Source organism: Variovorax sp. 10N432, from assembly GCF_056394465.1.
On record NZ_JBFTHX010000001.1, the window covers coordinates 200,711 to 217,225 of the forward strand.

Annotated in this window: 18 protein-coding genes; 6 read left to right on the forward strand and 12 right to left on the reverse strand. The window is 67.2% G+C overall.

What is annotated here, in order from left to right; all coding sequences use genetic code 11:
* Positions 1 to 20: 20 nt before the first annotated feature.
* Positions 21 to 278 carry a hypothetical protein gene (locus AC1DF3_RS00975; RefSeq protein WP_286504476.1) on the reverse strand — a complete coding sequence of 86 codons (258 nt, stop codon included), beginning with the start codon at positions 276 to 278 and terminating at the stop codon, positions 21 to 23.
* A 376-nt stretch (positions 279 to 654) separates the two neighbouring features.
* Between AC1DF3_RS00975 and AC1DF3_RS00980 the strand changes: the two genes are divergently transcribed.
* On the forward strand, positions 655 to 1,602 hold the full coding sequence (locus AC1DF3_RS00980) for an adenylate/guanylate cyclase domain-containing protein (protein ID WP_286531855.1): 948 nt from the start codon (positions 655 to 657) through the stop codon (positions 1,600 to 1,602).
* On the opposite strand, the gene AC1DF3_RS00985 is transcribed toward AC1DF3_RS00980, so the two are convergent.
* The 5 genes from AC1DF3_RS00985 to AC1DF3_RS01005 all read right to left on the reverse strand — a co-directional run bounded on the left by AC1DF3_RS00985 (position 1,599) and on the right by AC1DF3_RS01005 (position 5,106).
* Complete coding sequence (locus AC1DF3_RS00985; protein ID WP_478138584.1) at positions 1,599 to 2,138, reverse strand: hypothetical protein; 540 nt, start codon at positions 2,136 to 2,138, stop codon at positions 1,599 to 1,601. The two genes, AC1DF3_RS00980 and AC1DF3_RS00985, sit on opposite strands and share 4 nt — an antisense overlap.
* Before the next feature lie 116 nt (positions 2,139 to 2,254).
* Complete coding sequence (locus AC1DF3_RS00990; protein WP_478138585.1) at positions 2,255 to 3,265, reverse strand: FUSC family protein; 1,011 nt, start codon at positions 3,263 to 3,265, stop codon at positions 2,255 to 2,257.
* Positions 3,262 to 3,732, reverse strand: coding sequence for a MarR family winged helix-turn-helix transcriptional regulator (locus tag AC1DF3_RS00995; protein ID WP_478138586.1), 471 nt, complete (start codon positions 3,730 to 3,732; stop codon positions 3,262 to 3,264). The genes AC1DF3_RS00990 and AC1DF3_RS00995 overlap by 4 nt, the downstream gene beginning before the upstream one ends.
* Positions 3,733 to 3,817: 85 nt before the next feature.
* A complete protein-coding gene (locus tag AC1DF3_RS01000; RefSeq protein WP_286504479.1) occupies positions 3,818 to 4,450 on the reverse strand; it encodes a response regulator in 633 nt (210 codons plus the stop codon).
* A 158-nt stretch (positions 4,451 to 4,608) separates the two neighbouring features.
* Entirely contained in the window at positions 4,609 to 5,106 is a 498-nt protein-coding gene (locus AC1DF3_RS01005) for a hypothetical protein (protein ID WP_478138587.1), read from the reverse strand.
* Between the two features lie 224 nt (positions 5,107 to 5,330).
* Here AC1DF3_RS01005 and AC1DF3_RS01010 point away from each other — a divergent pair, with 224 nt between their 5' ends.
* A complete protein-coding gene (locus AC1DF3_RS01010; RefSeq protein WP_478138588.1) occupies positions 5,331 to 6,779 on the forward strand; it encodes a sensor histidine kinase in 1,449 nt (482 codons plus the stop codon).
* Between the two features lie 105 nt (positions 6,780 to 6,884).
* Positions 6,885 to 7,190 (forward strand): hypothetical protein, encoded by a 306-nt coding sequence (locus tag AC1DF3_RS01015; protein WP_478138589.1) that lies wholly within the window; start codon positions 6,885 to 6,887, stop codon positions 7,188 to 7,190.
* A 19-nt stretch (positions 7,191 to 7,209) separates the two neighbouring features.
* Here the strand turns inward: AC1DF3_RS01015 and tkt are convergent, their stop codons facing one another.
* Positions 7,210 to 9,276, reverse strand: coding sequence for a transketolase (gene tkt / locus AC1DF3_RS01020; RefSeq protein ID WP_478138590.1), 2,067 nt, complete (start codon positions 9,274 to 9,276; stop codon positions 7,210 to 7,212).
* A gap of 166 nt (positions 9,277 to 9,442) precedes the next feature.
* Here tkt and AC1DF3_RS01025 point away from each other — a divergent pair, with 166 nt between their 5' ends.
* Entirely contained in the window at positions 9,443 to 10,474 is a 1,032-nt protein-coding gene (locus tag AC1DF3_RS01025) for an isocitrate/isopropylmalate dehydrogenase family protein (RefSeq protein WP_286531863.1), read from the forward strand.
* A 45-nt stretch (positions 10,475 to 10,519) separates the two neighbouring features.
* Here the strand turns inward: AC1DF3_RS01025 and AC1DF3_RS01030 are convergent, their stop codons facing one another.
* The 3 genes from AC1DF3_RS01030 to AC1DF3_RS01040 all read right to left on the reverse strand — a co-directional run bounded on the left by AC1DF3_RS01030 (position 10,520) and on the right by AC1DF3_RS01040 (position 12,436).
* Positions 10,520 to 11,332: a methyltransferase, TIGR04325 family gene (locus AC1DF3_RS01030; RefSeq protein ID WP_478138591.1), complete on the reverse strand. Its 813-nt coding sequence runs from the start codon at positions 11,330 to 11,332 to the stop codon at positions 10,520 to 10,522.
* A 208-nt stretch (positions 11,333 to 11,540) separates the two neighbouring features.
* The gene (locus AC1DF3_RS01035; RefSeq protein WP_478138592.1) at positions 11,541 to 11,954 is read right to left on the reverse strand and encodes a hypothetical protein; all 414 of its coding nucleotides are present in this window, start codon (positions 11,952 to 11,954) and stop codon (positions 11,541 to 11,543) included.
* Between the two features lie 200 nt (positions 11,955 to 12,154).
* Positions 12,155 to 12,436, reverse strand: coding sequence for a hypothetical protein (locus tag AC1DF3_RS01040; RefSeq protein ID WP_286531866.1), 282 nt, complete (start codon positions 12,434 to 12,436; stop codon positions 12,155 to 12,157).
* 272 nt (positions 12,437 to 12,708) lie between these two features.
* Between AC1DF3_RS01040 and AC1DF3_RS01045 the strand changes: the two genes are divergently transcribed.
* Positions 12,709 to 12,900, forward strand: coding sequence for a hypothetical protein (locus AC1DF3_RS01045; RefSeq protein ID WP_478138593.1), 192 nt, complete (start codon positions 12,709 to 12,711; stop codon positions 12,898 to 12,900).
* 81 nt (positions 12,901 to 12,981) lie between these two features.
* On the forward strand, positions 12,982 to 15,036 hold the full coding sequence (locus AC1DF3_RS01050; protein WP_478138594.1) for an AsmA family protein: 2,055 nt from the start codon (positions 12,982 to 12,984) through the stop codon (positions 15,034 to 15,036).
* Positions 15,037 to 15,042: 6 nt separating this feature from the next.
* Here the strand turns inward: AC1DF3_RS01050 and AC1DF3_RS01055 are convergent, their stop codons facing one another.
* Together AC1DF3_RS01055 and AC1DF3_RS01060 are read right to left on the reverse strand one after the other, a co-directional pair.
* A complete protein-coding gene (locus AC1DF3_RS01055) occupies positions 15,043 to 15,705 on the reverse strand; it encodes an ankyrin repeat domain-containing protein (protein WP_286531869.1) in 663 nt (220 codons plus the stop codon).
* Positions 15,702 to 16,508, reverse strand: coding sequence for a TatD family hydrolase (locus tag AC1DF3_RS01060; RefSeq protein WP_286531870.1), 807 nt, complete (start codon positions 16,506 to 16,508; stop codon positions 15,702 to 15,704). Before AC1DF3_RS01060 ends, AC1DF3_RS01055 begins: the two co-directional genes overlap by 4 nt.
* Between the last annotated feature and the right edge of the window lie 7 nt (positions 16,509 to 16,515).

Consider the following 16,515-nt stretch of genomic DNA (forward strand, 5'->3'; position numbering starts at 1 on the left):
GCGGGCCGCTCAATGCCGGGTCAGCCGTGGACCCTGTGGTGGGTACGGGGCTCCATGCTGCCGGGAAGCCCGCCCTTGAACAGGCGGTTGATCTGGCGCATCTGGCGCCGGGCGGCGACTTCGCCGTCGACCGCGCTGAGGGCGGTCAGCACGTCCTGGCGGAGGTACCAGAGTGCTTCGAGGTCGCCTGCGAAACGCACGCGCTGCGCCACGCGCTGCATCGTGTGGCCGCCGTGGACCTGCAGCAGTGACAGCATCGCCGTGCGGATCTGCCCCATCTGACGATCCGCGGAACGGCGAAAGCCGAAGCCGGGGAAGCTCAGAAAGCGAAGGAGACTGCTGGGTGACACCATGGACGGAAGGCGTATTGCCAAAACCTGGACAGGTGCTACGTTAAGGCTGGCCCCCGAGCCGCACAAGCATCGACACGACATTTCATGTTCAAAAACAACATACTTCACGAAACTGCTCATGAAGCGCTTGAAGAACTAATGCCTAAGTTCTACTTTTAAGGAGAAAAGTAAACGTACAGCGTGTGTCGAAATGAAAAAGCAACAGCTTGGTGCGCCAGCGGCCCGATTTGAGCTTCCGGGACCGTGTTTCGGCGCCGCTTTGCCATAATCGAACGGCGAGAGCTACCAAAAACTGCACAACATGGGCGCCAATTCCACTGTCGTATTTGCCGATCTGACGGGAAGTACCAGAGTCTTCGAGGCTATGGGGAACGCGCGCGCCACCGAGACCGTGACGCGGCTGACGCAGTGGATCGGCGGTGTCTGCGAAGCGCATGGGGGCCGTGTCGTCAAATCGCTGGGCGATGGCGTCTTTGCGATATTCGCCGAAGGCATCAGCGCCACCCGGGCCGTGCTCGAAATGCAGCGCAACCACCAGAAGCGCCTGCAAACCTGGCCCGCGCCGCTGCGCATGGAACTGCAGATTGGCGTCGCCAGCGGGGAGGTGGTGGAGGTCGATGGCGACTGCTACGGCGACGCGGTCAACCTGGCCTCGCGCCTGAGCGACCTGGCCGGGCCGGGACAGATCTGGGCGACCGAGTCGGTGATCGAGCAGTTGCATGGCGGCGAGGTTCGCCACCGCAGCCTGGGGCCGATCAACATCCGCGGCAAGAACGAGATGCCGGTGGTGCACCGGGTCGACTGGCAGGACGAGGTGTCCGAGTTCCTGACGATGCCGGCCTCGCTGGTGCATCAGCCGCGCGGACCCGATTCGTCCTTCGGACAGATCGAGCTGGCCTGGCTCGACGTCCGCTCGATGTTCCGCGCCGCCGAACTCCCGATCCACCTGGGCCGGGTCGACGAGGCGCAGTTCGTGGTCAACGACCCGCGGGTGTCGCGGCTGCATGCGCGCATCGAAGCCCGCCAGGGCAGTTGTGTGCTGGTCGACGTCAGCACCTACGGCACCTGGGTGCGCTTTCATGGCACTGCCGGCGCCAGCGGCGAGATCGCGCTGCGGCGCGACGAGTGCGTGCTGCACGGCAGCGGCGAGATCGGCCTGGGTGCGCCGCTCAGCGATTTCAGCGCGCCGACCATTTCGTTCAACACCACCGGCGGCAACGTGCTGCTGGCGCGCCGCGACCTGCGCTAGAGACGGGTCGGTTCGACCGGCCGCAGCACGCGGCCATCGCCGATGAACGACTCGCCCACCAGCATCCTGAAGCCGGCTTCGGCCTGAAACTTGGGCATCGCCAGCTGGGGCGCGAGAAACTCCACTTCGAGCGCCTGCGGGATGCCACGCCGGAACGACCGGTCCGGCGGAACCCGCCAGCGGGCCGAGAACGCCTCGTTGCCGACCACCAGCGCGCAGCGATGCTCGCCGGCAGGCACCGGGATGTCTTCGGCCGGCAGCTTCGGCGGACGCAGCGTGAGTTCGACCAGCAACTGGGGCTCGAAGGCGGGCCGTTCGTCGAAGGGGGAGGGCGCCATCGGTGCCGGCCGGCGCAGGCGTGAGATCAGCCACGAGATCACGTTGCCGATGATCGGCACCCACAACAGCATCAGCAGGGTGCCGATGTCCCGCAGCGTCGAGCCGGGCGCGGCGAGCTGCCGCATCGCCGCGCCTCCCAAGGCGACGCACAGCAGGATGATCACGATGAGCTTGCGCCGGGACTGGATGGTCGTCATGGCCCCGAGCTTAACAATCCGGCCCGGCGCCAGGCGCCGCAGCGGGTGCCTGTTTTGCAGGCAACGGGGCGGGAGCCCGCGTGGGGCCACGCTTCGCGCCTGGCCGTCCCGGCGCTTCACACAGTGTTATCCACAGAAAGCCGGAACAAGTCATCGAGCTGTCGCACGTCGTCGAGCAGCAGGCGCAGCGGGGCGGCCAAGGCGGCAGCGACCGAAGGGACTTCGCGGCTCGGCGTTACGACGCTGCCGTCGACCGGCTGCCCACGGCGCTCCACCCGCGCGGCGATGGCCGCCAGCGCGGCACCCGCGATGCGGGCCACTTCGCGGTTGTCGGCGTCGCGCGATGCACCGGCCTCGGCGCGGAGCAGGCGCTTCAGCAGCAGCGCGTCCTGCACGATGCGGGCTGTCAGCGCGGCCGTCCGGCGGTGGCGATCGGCGCCAGGGGCATTGCGCGCGCGGCCGAACGGGCGTCCTTCATGGTCGGCGCCGCCGGCCAGCAAGCTCAGCCGGGCGAGCGCATGGCGCACGGCAGCGGCCGATTGCTCGGCCTGCGCCTCGGTCCGGGCGGCCGGCGGCTGCTGGAATTGCCGCCCCACCTGCCGCAGCAGCGCGGCGCAGCCGGCACAGAAGCGATCGGCGGCGCGGTAGCGCGACGAAACCAATGCGACCGCCATGGCCACCGCGACGCCGATCAGGATCTGCGCCACCCGCAGCGCCGCCACCTGCAAGGCGGAATGGCCCGGGAGGTCGCCGGCGGCCAGGATGATCAAGGCGGCCACCGGCGCGCTTCGAAAGGCGGGGCTGGCGGCGCTCGCGAAGGCGAGTCCGGTCACGATGGCGAGCAAGGTGGCCTGCGGATGGCTTCCATGGTGTTGCAGGAAGACGCCGAGCAGGCCGGCCACGGCACCGATCAACGTGGCCCGCGTGCGGTCCCAACTGGCCTCCCAGGTCGCGCCGCTGCTCGGGCGCAGCACGATCAGCGCGCTCATCACGGCCCACAGGTGCTCGGGCAGGGCGAGCAGCGCCGACAGTGCGGAGGCCAGCAGCACCGCCGCGGCCAGTTGCAGCCCATGATGCCGCCGCTCGGCATCGAAGGGCAGGCGCGCGGCCAGCGCGGCGAAGCTCATTCGCGCCGTGCGGCGGCCGCCGCGGGGTCGAGGACGCCGGCGATGTCGTCGAGCAAGGCGCAGGCCTCGAGCAGCAGCGCGCGCTGCCGCGGGTTCAGGCGGGCGTCGATGATCTCGGCCAGGGAAGCTTCACCGGCCTGGACCGCGGTGACCAGTCGCCGGGCACCCGACGGGGTCAGGCGCAGCAGCGAGCGCCGCCCGTCGGCGGCGTCCGCCTTGCGGGCCAGCCAGCCATCGGCTTCGAGTTCGGCCAGCAGGCGGGTCAGCGACTGGGGCATGACGCCCTCGCGATGGGCGAGCTCGGTCGGTGTCATCGGCCCGGTACGGTAGAGACGGCCGATGACGCTCAGTTTGGCCACGCTCAGGCCGGCATCCTGCAGGGCCGGCCGCAGGCGCCGGGACAGCAGAGTGACGGCGCCGCGCAGGCGGTTCGCGCATTGCGCCGCGTCGGAAGAGGAAGGCTGCATCGCGAAAATGAAAAGACTTGTCTTGGTACCCAGATACTAAGACAAGTCTTGCTTGATCGCCAGGCAGCCGGCGGCCGCCGATGCCTCAACTGATCAGCTGGTTCTTGAGCGCGTAGTAGGTGAGGTCGCTGTTGGAGGCCAGGTTCATCTTCTCCATCAGCCGGCTGCGGTAGGTGCTCACGGTCTTGACCGACAGCGACAGGTGCTCGGCGATGCTGCCCGCGGTCTCGCCGGTGGCGAGCTTCAGGAAGACCTGGAACTCGCGCTCGGAGAGCTGCTCGTGCGGCGCGGTGTCGGTGTTGCGGTCGAGCTGGCGGGCCAGCAATTCGGCCACGCCCGGCGTGATGTAGCGGCGACCGAGCGAAATCGTGCGGATCGCTTCGACGATTTCTTTCGGGTCGCATTCCTTGTTGAGGTAGCCGCTCGCGCCCTGGCGGATCAGGCTCATGGCGTAGTGTTCTTCCGGATAGCCGCTCAGGATCAGGATGCCGGTGTCGGGCGCCTTCGCCCTCACCATCGCGATGGCGTCGATGCCGCTCTGGCCCGGCATCGAGAGGTCCATCACCAGGACATCGATCTCGTGGTTGCGCACCAGGTCGATGGCTTCGCGCCCGCTGGCGGCTTCGCCGACCACGCGCAGGTCGACGTGCTGCGAAAAGAAGTCGCGCAGGCCCGAACGAACGATGGCATGGTCGTCCACGATTCCGATCTTGATCATTTATTGCTCCTCGAATGATGGTGTGGCGGGAGCATGCGGGCGGATGCGGCCGGCTCGCGTCTGCCGACAGGCCGACTCCGCGTAGGAAAGACGCGAATGCAACTCGGGCAATTGGATGACAGGCGGCGGGGACAAGGCCCCGGTGCAACAGCCAGGCGTCAGCGCAGCAGCCTGAAGGCAGCCACCGCGGCCGCCACGCCACCGAGCACCAGCAGGCCCTTGGCCTTGGAAAAGCGAGACGCACGTTCGGAGCGATAGCCTTCGAGCCGGGCGGGGAGGGTGCGCAGGTCTTCGATCGGGCCCTGGGGGCCCAGGCGGTCCTCGGCATTGATCGCTTGCAGGGTCGCCGCCAGCAAGGCAGGGCTCTTGTCGTCGTGCTCGTAGGCGGTCGGGGTCTCGCCGCGCGCCCGCTGCACGTGGGCCAGGAAGAGCTTGCCCTTGGCGGTCACGCCGATATCTTCGCCGCTCATCGCGAGCAGTCCGTGCTCGATCAGGGCGTCGAGTCCGCGTCGCACGCCGGGCCGCTCGTTGACAGGCACGCTGGCCTGCAGGCCGGTGCGCGAGGTCTTGCCACCCCCCGACGCGGCCGCCCGTTGGCGAACCAGCATCATCAACACGCCGGCAACGGTCTCGTGGTCTGAAAGCGCTTGTCCCATGGCGATCAAATTATTCCCGCGAACAGGCGCCAGCGCGAGAGGAACAAGCCCTCATCTGCGGCGGATTTGTCGTGTGGTGGCGATTTGACGGCGCAGGCGGCCATCGAATGGCCTTCGCTCCGCCGGCGATTGCGGTAATAACGCACACAACCCGGGGTGATCCCGAGTTGCGATCTCGTTGACAAACAGGGAGTCTTCAAGACTCTGAAACTCTGGACTCCGGGATGGCCTCCGAGGCGTCGCTCCACCCAAGCCCGGCATTCGCACGCGCCCAGGTCTCCGCGCACGCCCGATCCGCTCACGACCCGGCCCCCGGTGACATCGAGGACGATGCGCCCGGCCTGCGCGCCCGCTGGATCCAGGGCCAGCTGACGCGCAGCTTCATGCGCCAATCGCGCGCGCGCCAGCCGCTGGGGCTGCTGCTGATCCTGACCATGGCCGCACTGTGCTGGGGCAGCGGCAGCCATCTGGCCGTGTCGGCCTGGCTGGCGGTCGGCTTGCTGATCGCCGCGATGCGCCGTCGCGTGGTGAACCTCCATGCCCGCGACCACCAGGGCGCCAGTTCCGAATCGCTCAATCTCTTTCTCGCCCGGGCGGCGCCGGTCTTCATCCTCGAGGCCCCGTTCTGGGGCGTCTCGGTGCTGCTGTTCTTCGCTCGCATTCCGGAGGCGAACCAGCTCGGCTGCTGGCTGGTCCTGACGCTGGTGGTCTACGGACCGATCACCCGCCTGGCGCTGGTGCCCTTCCTGCTCTACTGGTCGATGAACGGATTCTTCGTCGTGATGCTGGTCTGCGTGCTGTATGGCGTGTTCCTCGGGCCGATGCAGGGATCGCTCAACTACTGGTTCGTGGGGCTCACCTTGCTGCACTGGGTCGTGATCCTCGGCCTCGGCAGGGCGATCCACGCCAACCAGGAAGAGCACTTCGGTCTTCAATACGACCTCGCCCTCAGGGAACGCCAAGCGACCGAGGCGGTCAGCACCAAGAACCGTTTTCTTGCCGCCGCGACCCACGACCTGCGCCAGCCGGTGTCGGCGCTGGCGCTCTATGCCGACTTCCTGAAGGAGAACCCGGAGACGCATGCCGAACTGGCGCCCAAGATCGCCAAGGCCACGGCCGCTGTGAGCCATCTGTTCGATTCGCTGTTCGACCTGTCGGTGCTCGACAGCGGCAAGGTCCAGCTGTCGGTCGAGCCGGTGCAGATCGCCGATGTGGTGCGCGACCTGCAGCTGCAGTACGAGCCGCTGGCGGAGGCGAAGAACATCCGGCTGCGCGTGCGCACCGGGCAGGCGACGATCCAGTCGGACCCGGTGCGGCTGCGGCGCATGGTCGGCAACGTGCTGTCGAACGCGATCAAGTACAGCCCGCCCGGCAAGAAGATCCTGCTGGCCGCGCGGCTGCAGCGGGGCGATGTCGTGGTCGAGGTCTTCGACCAGGGCATCGGCATCCCGGCCGACCAGATCGAGAAGGTGTTCGAGGAGTTCTATCGCGTCAATGACGCGGCCACGCCGGCAGCCGACGGTGTCGGGCTCGGCTTGTCGCTGGTCGCGCGGCTGGCGAAGGCGCTCAAGTCGGAGGTCCGGCTCGACTCGGTGGCGGGGCGCGGCACCCGCTGCTCGATCCGCCTGGGCGACCTGCGCGGCGGCGGCACTGCGAACCCGCCGGGTGGGTGACGACCTACGCCGCCTGGACAACGGTGCCGACACGCCTGGGCCGAGCAGGAACCTTCAATGAATGCAGTGCGACGTGGTCGCGTTGCACTTCTTGAAAGGACTTCCATGCAGAGCACGAATTTCACCGACTACAAGAGCCCCGAACAGATCGCCGAGGCGACGCGCCAGGCCGTGCGCGAGACCGCCGACGGGGCAGACGCCTATACCGCGGGCGTCGCGCATGCGGCCGGGCCTTCAAGACGCCGGGCCCGGCAGGTGATGGACGATCTCCGGGCCCGGGGCCGTGAGTGGCGGGAGCAGGGCGGCCACTATGTCTCGGATCGGCCGGTCCGCTCGATGGTGATGGCAGCCGCGGGCGGTGCCGCCGTGACCACCTTGATGCTCGCCGCGCTGCGTGGCAGCCGGCGCTGAAAGCTCCGCCGCGCGCGGCCTATGGACTGGCCGCCGCGCGCACCGACAAGGCCACGGCCACAACGTTGTCGACCGTGAAGCCGAACTCCCGCTGCAACGCCGCCAGCGGTGCCGAGGCGCCGAAGGTCTGCATGCCCACGACCTTGCCGATCGCGCCGACGTAGCGCTCCCAGCCGAAGGCCGATGCCTGTTCGATGGCCACCCGCGCCCTCGCGCCAGGCGGCAGAACGCTGTTCCGATAGTCGGGCGTCTGCTGCTCGAACAGGTCCCACGAAGGCATCGACACCAGTCGCGCACGCACGCCCTGGGCCACGAGCTGATCGTGCGCCTCCAGCGCCAGCGAGACTTCGCTGCCGCTCGCGATGAGGATCAGCTCGGGCTCGGCGTCGTCCGCGGCGTCGGCCAGCACATAGGCGCCTCTGGAGACGCCGGCGGCGGGCGCGAGCCGGCTGCGGTCGAGGGTCGGCAGGGCCTGGCGCGACAGCACAAGTGCGGTCGGGCGGTGCGGCGACTGAAGCGCCACGCGCCAGGCTTCCACCACCTCGTTGGCATCGCCCGGGCGCAGCACCGTGAGGCCGGGCATCGCGCGCAGCGAGGCCAGCTGCTCGATCGGCTGGTGGGTCGGCCCATCCTCGCCGTCGCCCATCGCATCGTGGGTGAAGACGAACAGCGATGGCAGCTCCATCAGCGCCGCCAGCCGGATCGCCGGCCGCGCGTAGTCGCTGAAGATGAAGAAGGTGGCGCCGAAAGGACGCAGCTTGGACAGCGCCATGCCGTTGACGGCCGCCGCCATCGCATGCTCGCGAATGCCGAAGTGGAGGTTCTTGCCGCCCGGGTTGCCGGGCTGGAAATCGCCGGCGCCCGGGTACTTGAGCGTGGTCTTGTTCGACGAGCCGAGGTCGGCCGAGCCACCGATCAGCCAGGGCACGCTCTGTGCAAGAAGGTTGAGCACCTGGCCCGAGGCGTCGCGCCCTGCCAGGCCCTTCGGGTCGGCCGCAAAGACCGGCAGCTGGCTGTCCCAGCCGGCTGGCAGCTCGCGGCGCTGCATCTGGTCGATCTCGAGCGCCAGGGCAGGGGAGCGCGCGCGCAAGGCGGCGGCGGCCTCGTTCCAGGCCGCGCGCGCTGCGGCGCCCCGGGCGCCGATGCCGGCATCGAAATGCGCACGCACGCCGTCGGGCACCAGGAACTTCGCGTCCTCCGGCCAACCGTAGGCGCGCTTGACCAGCCGGACCTCGTCCTCGCCGAGCGGCTCGCCGTGCGCGGCGGCCGTGTCCTGGCGGTGCGGAGAGCCCCAGCCGATATGGCTGTCGAGGATGATCAGCGTCGGCTGGCCGCGCGTTTGCCTGAAGGTGGCCAGCGCCGCCTCGATCAGCGCGATGTCGTTGGCGTCGCCGACCCGCAGCACCTTCCAGCCATAGGCGGCGAAGCGCATCGCCACGTCCTCGGTGAAGGTGATCTCGGTGCGCCCTTCGATCGTGATGTGGTTGTTGTCGTAAATCCAGCACAGCCGGTCGAGCCCGAGGTGGCCGGCCAGCGACGCGGCTTCGGAGCCGACACCTTCCATCAGACAACCGTCGCCGCAGACCGCATAGACGTTGTAGTCGAACAGGGCAGGGCCGTCCTGGTCGTAGCGGTTGGCCAGCCAGCGCTGCGCCATCGCCATGCCGACACTGGTGGCGATCCCCTGGCCGAGCGGGCCGGTAGTGGTCTCGACGCCCGACACCCAGTGGTATTCAGGGTGGCCGGGCGCCTTGCTGCCGAACTGGCGAAAACGCCGGATGTCGTCCAGCGTCACGGCGGGCGCGCCGAGCAGTTCGTACTCGGCGTTGACGGCCACCGTGCCGCTGAGGTGCAGCGCCGACCAGAGCAGCATCGAGGCATGGCCGTTCGACAGCACGAAGCGGTCGCGACCGGGCCAGATCGGGTCCTTCGGGTCGAAGCGCATCACCCGGTTCCACAGGGTGTAGACCAGCGGCGCAAGGGCCATCGGTGTGCCCGGATGGCCGGAGTTGGCGGCCTGCACGGCGTCGATCGACAGCGTGCGGATGGTGTTGATGCACAGGGTGTCGAGCTCGGCGTCGGTCATCGGGGGCTCCGTGGGGTGTGCCTTTCGAGGGCGCGGACGAACGAGAAGCAAGGCATGGGACGAGGGGAGTCATCATGCACCGAACCGGGATGGCCTGCTGCCGCCGGTCATCCCATAATCGTCCGTCCGGTCCTCGGCCCTCACTCACTTTTCGGGATCCACGCGAATGTCCACTCCCATCCCTGCCACCCTGATCCCCGGCGACGGCATCGGCCCCGAGATCGTGGATGCCACGCTCGCCGTCCTCGACGCCCTGGGCGCGCCTTTCGAATGGGATCGCCAGCTCGGCGGCCTGGCCGGCGTGCAAGCCGCCGGCGACCCATTGCCCGCCGCCACGCTGGCCAGCATCCGTCGCACGCGCCTGGCGCTCAAGGGGCCGCTGGAGACGCCATCCGGCGGCGGCTATCGATCCTCGAACGTGCGCCTGCGCGAAGAGTTCGGGCTCTATGCCAACCTGCGGCCGGCGCGCACCCTGATTCCTGGCGGCCGCTTCGACGACATCGACCTCGTGGTGGTGCGCGAGAACCTGGAGGGCCTCTACATCGGGCACGAGCACTACGTGCCGATCGACGGCGACCCGCATGCGGTCGCCATGGCCACCGGCATCAACACGCGCCAGGGCAGCCGGCGGCTGCTCGAGTTCGCCTTCGAGACCGCGATCGCGACCGGCCGCAAGAAGGTCACGATCGTCCACAAGGCCAACATCATGAAGGCCCTGACCGGCATCTTCCTGGAGACCGGGCTCGAGCTCTACGAACGCAAGTACAAGGGCAAGTTCGAACTCGACACGGTCATCATCGACGCCTGTGCCATGAAGCTGGTGCTGAACCCGTGGCAGTTCGACGTGCTGGTGACGACCAATCTGTTCGGCGACATCCTGTCGGACCTGGTGGCCGGGCTGGTCGGCGGGCTGGGGATGGCGCCGGGCGCCAACATCGGCGCCGACGCGGCGATCTTCGAGGCGGTCCATGGGTCGGCGCCCGATATCGCGGGCAAGGGCATCGCCAATCCGACCGCGCTGATGCTCGCGGCCGCACTGATGCTCGACCACTGCAAGCTGCCCGAACTCGCGGCGCGCCTGCGGCGCGCGATCGACGAGACGCTCAACATCGACAAGGTGCGCACCGGGGACCTCGGCGGCAGCGCGGGGACCGCGGCCTACGCCAAGGCGCTGGTGAGCCGGATTTCTGGCGGGTGAGCGCAAGGGGCCGCCGACAGGATTCGACCCGTGCAACGAGAGAAACTAGCCTGCCAGCAAAAAATAGAATCCGGAGAAGGCCTGTATGGTGCACTCCGGGTGTCCTGGAATCCACATGCTTCTCTCATGAACCTTCCATTCGTCCCTCAGCGTGTAGCCAAGGTCCTCGACCTCGCGGATGAAGCTAGCGCGGTTGTAGACCTGCACCGGCGAGTAGCAGCCATAGCCGATGTTCTGAGCCGTGACGAAGTCGCTTCCTTCATAAATTGGAAGTTTGTTTAGAAGGATGTGAGACGGTCGCGCCCCGGACACCCCGAGCAAGCGACTTATTCGACCTCCGTCCATGTACTGGAGGGTGCCAGACGAGAGCCAGATGCTGGCGCGCCTTCCGGCCTCCTGGACATCGCCAGTGAAACGAAGCGCGGTTTCCTTCTGAGCGGCATATTCCTTGCCGATGGCGATCATTGCCGGCAACTCGGCTACCTCCCATATCAGGTCATCCGGCATTTCGATATAGCGCCGATAGGCATAGTAGTGCACGCCATAGGCGCCTCCGATGTCCAGCAACTTTCTGAAGCCATCGCCAAAAGCGTGCTGAAGCCACCACATGGCGGGATAGTCATAGGCAAACACGTGACGGACATGCTCATCGTAGCCTTGGGCCAATGCAGCATGATCGAATCCATCATTTCGGGGCAGCCAGGCACGTGCCGCGTCGAAACTCTCGAAGACGCCAAAATACTTGCAGAATCCTTCCGGCGTGAGGAACTCCCGGGCTTTCAACCGGAGGATTGCCGAGCGAAGCACCGGGGCATTCGGCAGCTGCTGCAACCGTCTCGCCCAATTGAGGATCGTCATCCTCGCCTCCTAGTTCTCAGAGCCTGTACAGCGCGCGTGATCGACACGTGTTGTGCAGCCGCTTTGCGGTTTCTCCTCAGGGTTTCGTCGGCGCAGGGCCTGAGGCCGTCCATCACCGATCGCAAGGAAGATGGGGACGCAGCTTCGGCGGCGGGTACATGCGCGTCGACGCGTCAGCAACCGATGATCGCTGACGGTTCAGACGCGGTCAGACGCGAGGTGGTTTGTGGGGAACGCTAGGTGACACGGTCGCCAAAGCGCGCAAGGGCTCGGCGAAATCGGCCTGAGGCAGACCGCGAAGAATGGCCGTGCCGAGGGTCGGCGTCATTCCGACCGAATGACACGCGGCGCAATTGCCGCATTTGTGGTGAGGCGCGTCCGAGGAATCGTCGTGCTGCGAACCCAGGGCATCATGGTGGCCCGAGCTGTTATCGCTGGTCACCTTTGCATGGTGATGCTCAACGCCTTGTGCGCCTTGATCGTGCCGATTGTGGTCGTGGACGGCTCCCGAGTTCGCGTGCGCCGGCTGAGGCGTGCAAAACGTCATGGCAGCCGCCGCGTAGCCCTGAAAGGGCACTGCGAGCACCACAAACCACAGCAGAAATGCGCGGAGACTGGCCATCGAGAAAATTGTAGGAGCTTGCCTGGCCTTTGCCAACGAATTGCCTGGGACTGGCGGGAGGGGGATGAGGTGGCGAACAGATTTCTGCAGATGCTGCTTTGCACCCGGAGTTCTTGCTGCTCGTTGATTTAACATAATCAACATTGTGTTATTTTCTGATCTGAGAGCAAGCCGCTTCGCGCACGCGTTCCGGGCGGGTCTCAGAACGTGGCGCCCCTGAGCAAGCTCGCCTTGCCGTCGAAGCTGAGTTCGCACCGATCCTCGAAATCCAGAATCCGGGTCCTCTTGCCTGCAGCCAGGTTGACCAGGTAGTTCACCGCCTCCTTGCGGGTCGGCCAGGTCGTCGCCACGAGTTTGGGTGGCGAACATTCCTCGTCGATGGCCGCGTAGCGGGCGGCCGCGTGGCGGCCGAAACCGACCGGCACCTCGATGCCCGCTTCCTCGCAATAGGCTTGAATCCTGACCTTGTACCTTTCGAACATGGCGGCTCCCCTGAAGGATCTGTCGCCTGATTTTTCTTGTACGCGACGTTACTGAACGTCAGCCAATGCGCTGTCCTGATGCCGGCCTCGCGCACGCCCGCGCAGCTCCGACTCCGGGGGCGATACCGGGCTGTGCGGGCGGTCGCCTCTCTTGGGCACGTCGAGGTCCTTCGGATGCCAATGATCGGCCAACGCTGACAGGGGTTTCGGCTTTCTCCCTAGGCCGCACGGATTCACCGGGCGTCAACGTGCTCGTTCACAGGAGCATTGCCATGAATACACCCCGAAGAGACGCAAGCAACGAAGAGCCGGAGCTCGGCGCCGAAGAGTCGATTCCGCTCGACGGGAAGGACCCGGTGGGCGAGCAGATGATGAAGGAGCTGGGCCGCGATTCCGGCAAGCGCGCCGACGCGAAAGAAGAAGACGATCCGGGGCCACTGCCCGAGCAGTTTCCGGCCAGTTGATTCGTCCGCCGATCCTCGCCGAGACCCAGCGGCGCCCGGCCAACCCGCGTCGGCGGCGAAAGCCCGAGCGTCGAGCTCGCCATGAACCCATCGCGCCGCACCCTGCTGCGCCGACATCCGATCTGGATGGGGCTGGCCCTGCTGGTCGCTGCGGCCGTCGTTTTCGTCGCACTCTTCGACTGGAACTGGGTGCGGCCTTCGCTCGAGCGCTACATCTCGAACAAGACCGAGCGTGAGTTCCGGACCTCCGACTTGCATGTGAAGCTCGGCCTGACACCGACCATCCGGATGCGCGACGTCTACTTCGGCAATGCCGCCTGGGCGAAGGACGAGCCGGCCATGGCCCAGGTCGAGATGGTGGAGTTCTCGGTGTCGCTGCGCGAGCTGCCCGAGAAGATCCTGGTGCCCCGGGTGGCGCTCACGCGTCCCGACCTGGTCTTCGAACGCCTGCCCGACAACCGCAAGAACTGGATCCTCTCCGATCCCGCCGACACCTCGCCGAGCAAGCTGCGCATCAGCACGCTCTCGGTGGACCACGGCCGGCTGCGCTACATCGACCACGGCGAGCCCTTCGAGCTCGAAGTCCGGGGCACGACCTTCGATCCGGCGGCCCAGGAAAAGGCCAAGGACGCAGACGCGAGGCCGGACAACAACCGCTACACCACGCAATACGACTTCAAGGGCAGCTACCACCACGCCAGCTTCTCGGGCCGTGCACTGACGGGCGACGTGCTGAGCTTCCAGGAATCCGGTGTGCCCTTCCCGTTGCAAGGCCGGCTCGACGCCGGAACCACGCGCGCGGCGGTCGAGGGCACGATCGCCGACGCCGCAGACATCTCGGGCATCGACGTGCACCTGCGCATCGAAGGCCAGACGCTGGCCAACCTCTATCCGTTCCTGCTGCTCCCGCTGCCGGCATCGCCGCCGTACCGGCTGCAGGGCCACCTGGTGCTCAAGGGCAACCGCTACACGATGGACGACCTGGCCGGCCACATCGGCTCGAGCGACGTCAGCGGCAAGGGCGCCTACGTGGCGCGCAAGCCGCGTCCCCTGCTCACGGCCGACCTCCACAGCAAGCGGCTCAACCTGGCCGACCTGGGCCCGCTGATCGGTGTCCAGACCCAGGAGAGCGGTGGCAAGCCTGCGGTGTCGCAAGCCGAGAGCAGCAGTCGGCCGGTCGCCAAGTCCAAGGAGAAGGCGATCGACCCCGACCACCTGCTGCCGGCGGGCAGCTTCGACGGCAGCCGGTTGCAGAAGATCGACGCCGAGGTCGACCTGGTCGCCACCCAACTCGTCGTGCCCGAGGCCCTGCCGCTGCAAAGTCTCAAGGCCTCGCTGCGCCTGCAGGACGCGCGGCTGAAGATTGATCCGCTTGACTTCGCCTTTGCCGGCGGCACCCTGGCAGCCAAGGTCGCCCTCGACGCCCGCGAGCCGACGATCCGGTCCGACGTGCAGATCGACCTGCAGCGCGTGCGCATCGGCCAATTGTTCCCCGCCATGCCGGCGACCGTGGCCAAGGGTGCGGGCCGGGTCGGCGCCACGCTGCGGCTCAAGGGCACGGGCAATTCGATCGCGGACGCGGCGGCCAAGGCCGACGGGCGGATCGCCGCGACGGTGGTGAACGGCAGGATCTCGAACCTGCTGGATGCCGCGAGCGGGCTCAACGGCGGCAAGGTGCTGGCGCTTCTGCTCGGCGGCGACAAGGACATCGTGATCCGCTGCGGCGGCGTGAATTTCGACGTCGCCGGCGGACGCGGCAAGTCGACCCTCTTCGTGATCGATACCGAGCAGACGCAGGTCTTGGGCAGCGGCAGCTTCGACCTCGCGCACGAGCGCTTCGACCTCACGGTGGCGCCCAAGCCCAAGGAGGTCGGCCTGCTGTCGCTGCGCACGCCGGTGCGGCTGCACGGGTCGTTCAAGCAGCCGGAATTCGAGATCGTGAAGGGCCCGCTGGCCACCCGCCTCGGCGCCGCGCTCGGACTTGCAGCGGTCAACCCGCTGGCGGCACTCGTTCCCCTGGTCGAGACCGGTCCGGGGGAAGAGACGAACTGCGCGAGCGTCGAACGGCAGGTCGCCGGCGCGGCGAAGCAAGCGGCGGGGTCTGTGCCGAGGCGGCAGGGAGGAACGAAGCGTTGAGTCGCGTCACCACTTGCCGTCGGCCGGCCGCTTCGGCGCGGCGGCTGCGCCGAGCAGCCGGACGGCGTCCGGCCGCTTGGCGCGCTCGGCGAAGTCGGCGGCGGTCATGCCCTGTTCGTTCTTCATCGCGACATCGGCGCCTTCGTCGAGCAGCAACTGCACCGCGGCCGCCGAACCGTACATCGCGGCCATCATCAACGGCGTGGTGCCGTTCGGCGACTGGGCATTGATGAAGGCATCCTTGTCGAGCAACTGCTTCATGATCGCGACCTGGCCGCTGGTCGCCGCGTAGTGCAGCGGCGTCCAGCCCGGCTTGTTGATGTCGGCATCGCGCGCGATCAGCTTGGTCACCAGGTCCTGCTGGCCCTTGATGGCCGCCAGCATCAGCGGGCTCTCGTCCTTCGCGTTGCGGGCCTCGACGTTGGTCTTCGGGAAGGCGATCAGCACGTCGATCACCTCCGGCGAGGGCTCGCGCATCGCGATCAGCAAGGCGGTCTGGCCCTTGTCGTCGCGCGTGTTGGGGTCGAAGCCCTTGGCCAGCAGGCGCTTCATGCCGCTGGCGTTGTCGGCCCGGGCGGCCCGGAAGAAATCGTCATAGTCGCTGGCGTGCGCAGCAAAAGATGAAGCAATGACAACGAGATAAATGAATTTTTTAAAGTAATTTGTCATGTCTTGGCCCCGCTGAACAGGGTCTCGAAATTGTCGCTGGTGGCCTTTGCGATCGCCTCGATCGGCAATTGGCGCAGTTGGGCGATCTGCTGCGCGACGAAGGGCACGTAGGACGGATTGTTGGTCTTGCCGCGATAGGGCACGGGCGCCAGGTAGGGGCTGTCGGTCTCGATCAGCATCCGGTCGAGCGGCACGAAGGCCGCCACGTCGCGAAGGTCCTGCGCCTTCTTGAAGGTCAGGATGCCCGAGAACGAAATATAGAAGCCGAGGTCGAGCGCTGCTCGCGCCACCTCGGCGGTCTCGGTGAAGCAATGGAAGACGCCGCCGGCGGCCTGGCCGCCGCCGGTCTCGCCCTCCTCCTTCAGGATGGCCAGCGTGTCGGCCGAGGCTTCACGGGTATGGATGACCAGCGGCTTGCGGGTCTGCTGGGCGGCCCGGATATGGACCCGGAAGCGGTCGCGCTGCCACTCCATGTCGGCGATGCTGCGGCCGCCCTTGCGTTCTTCCATCTGGTAGTAGTCGAGCCCGGTCTCGCCGATGGCGATCACCTTGGGCAGTGCGGCACGCTGCACCAGGCCCTCGACCGTGGGCTCGAGGATGTCTTCGTTGTCGGGATGGACGCCGACGCTGGCCCAGAAATTGTCGTGCCGCTCGGCCAGCGCCTGGACCTCGGGGAACTCCTCCAGCGTGGTGCAGATGCACAGCGCCCGGTCGACCTGGGCGGCTGCCATCGCGGCGCGGATCTGCGGCATCTGGTCCGCGAACTCGGGAAAGGTCAGGTGGCAGTGGGAGTCGGTGAACATCTCGGCA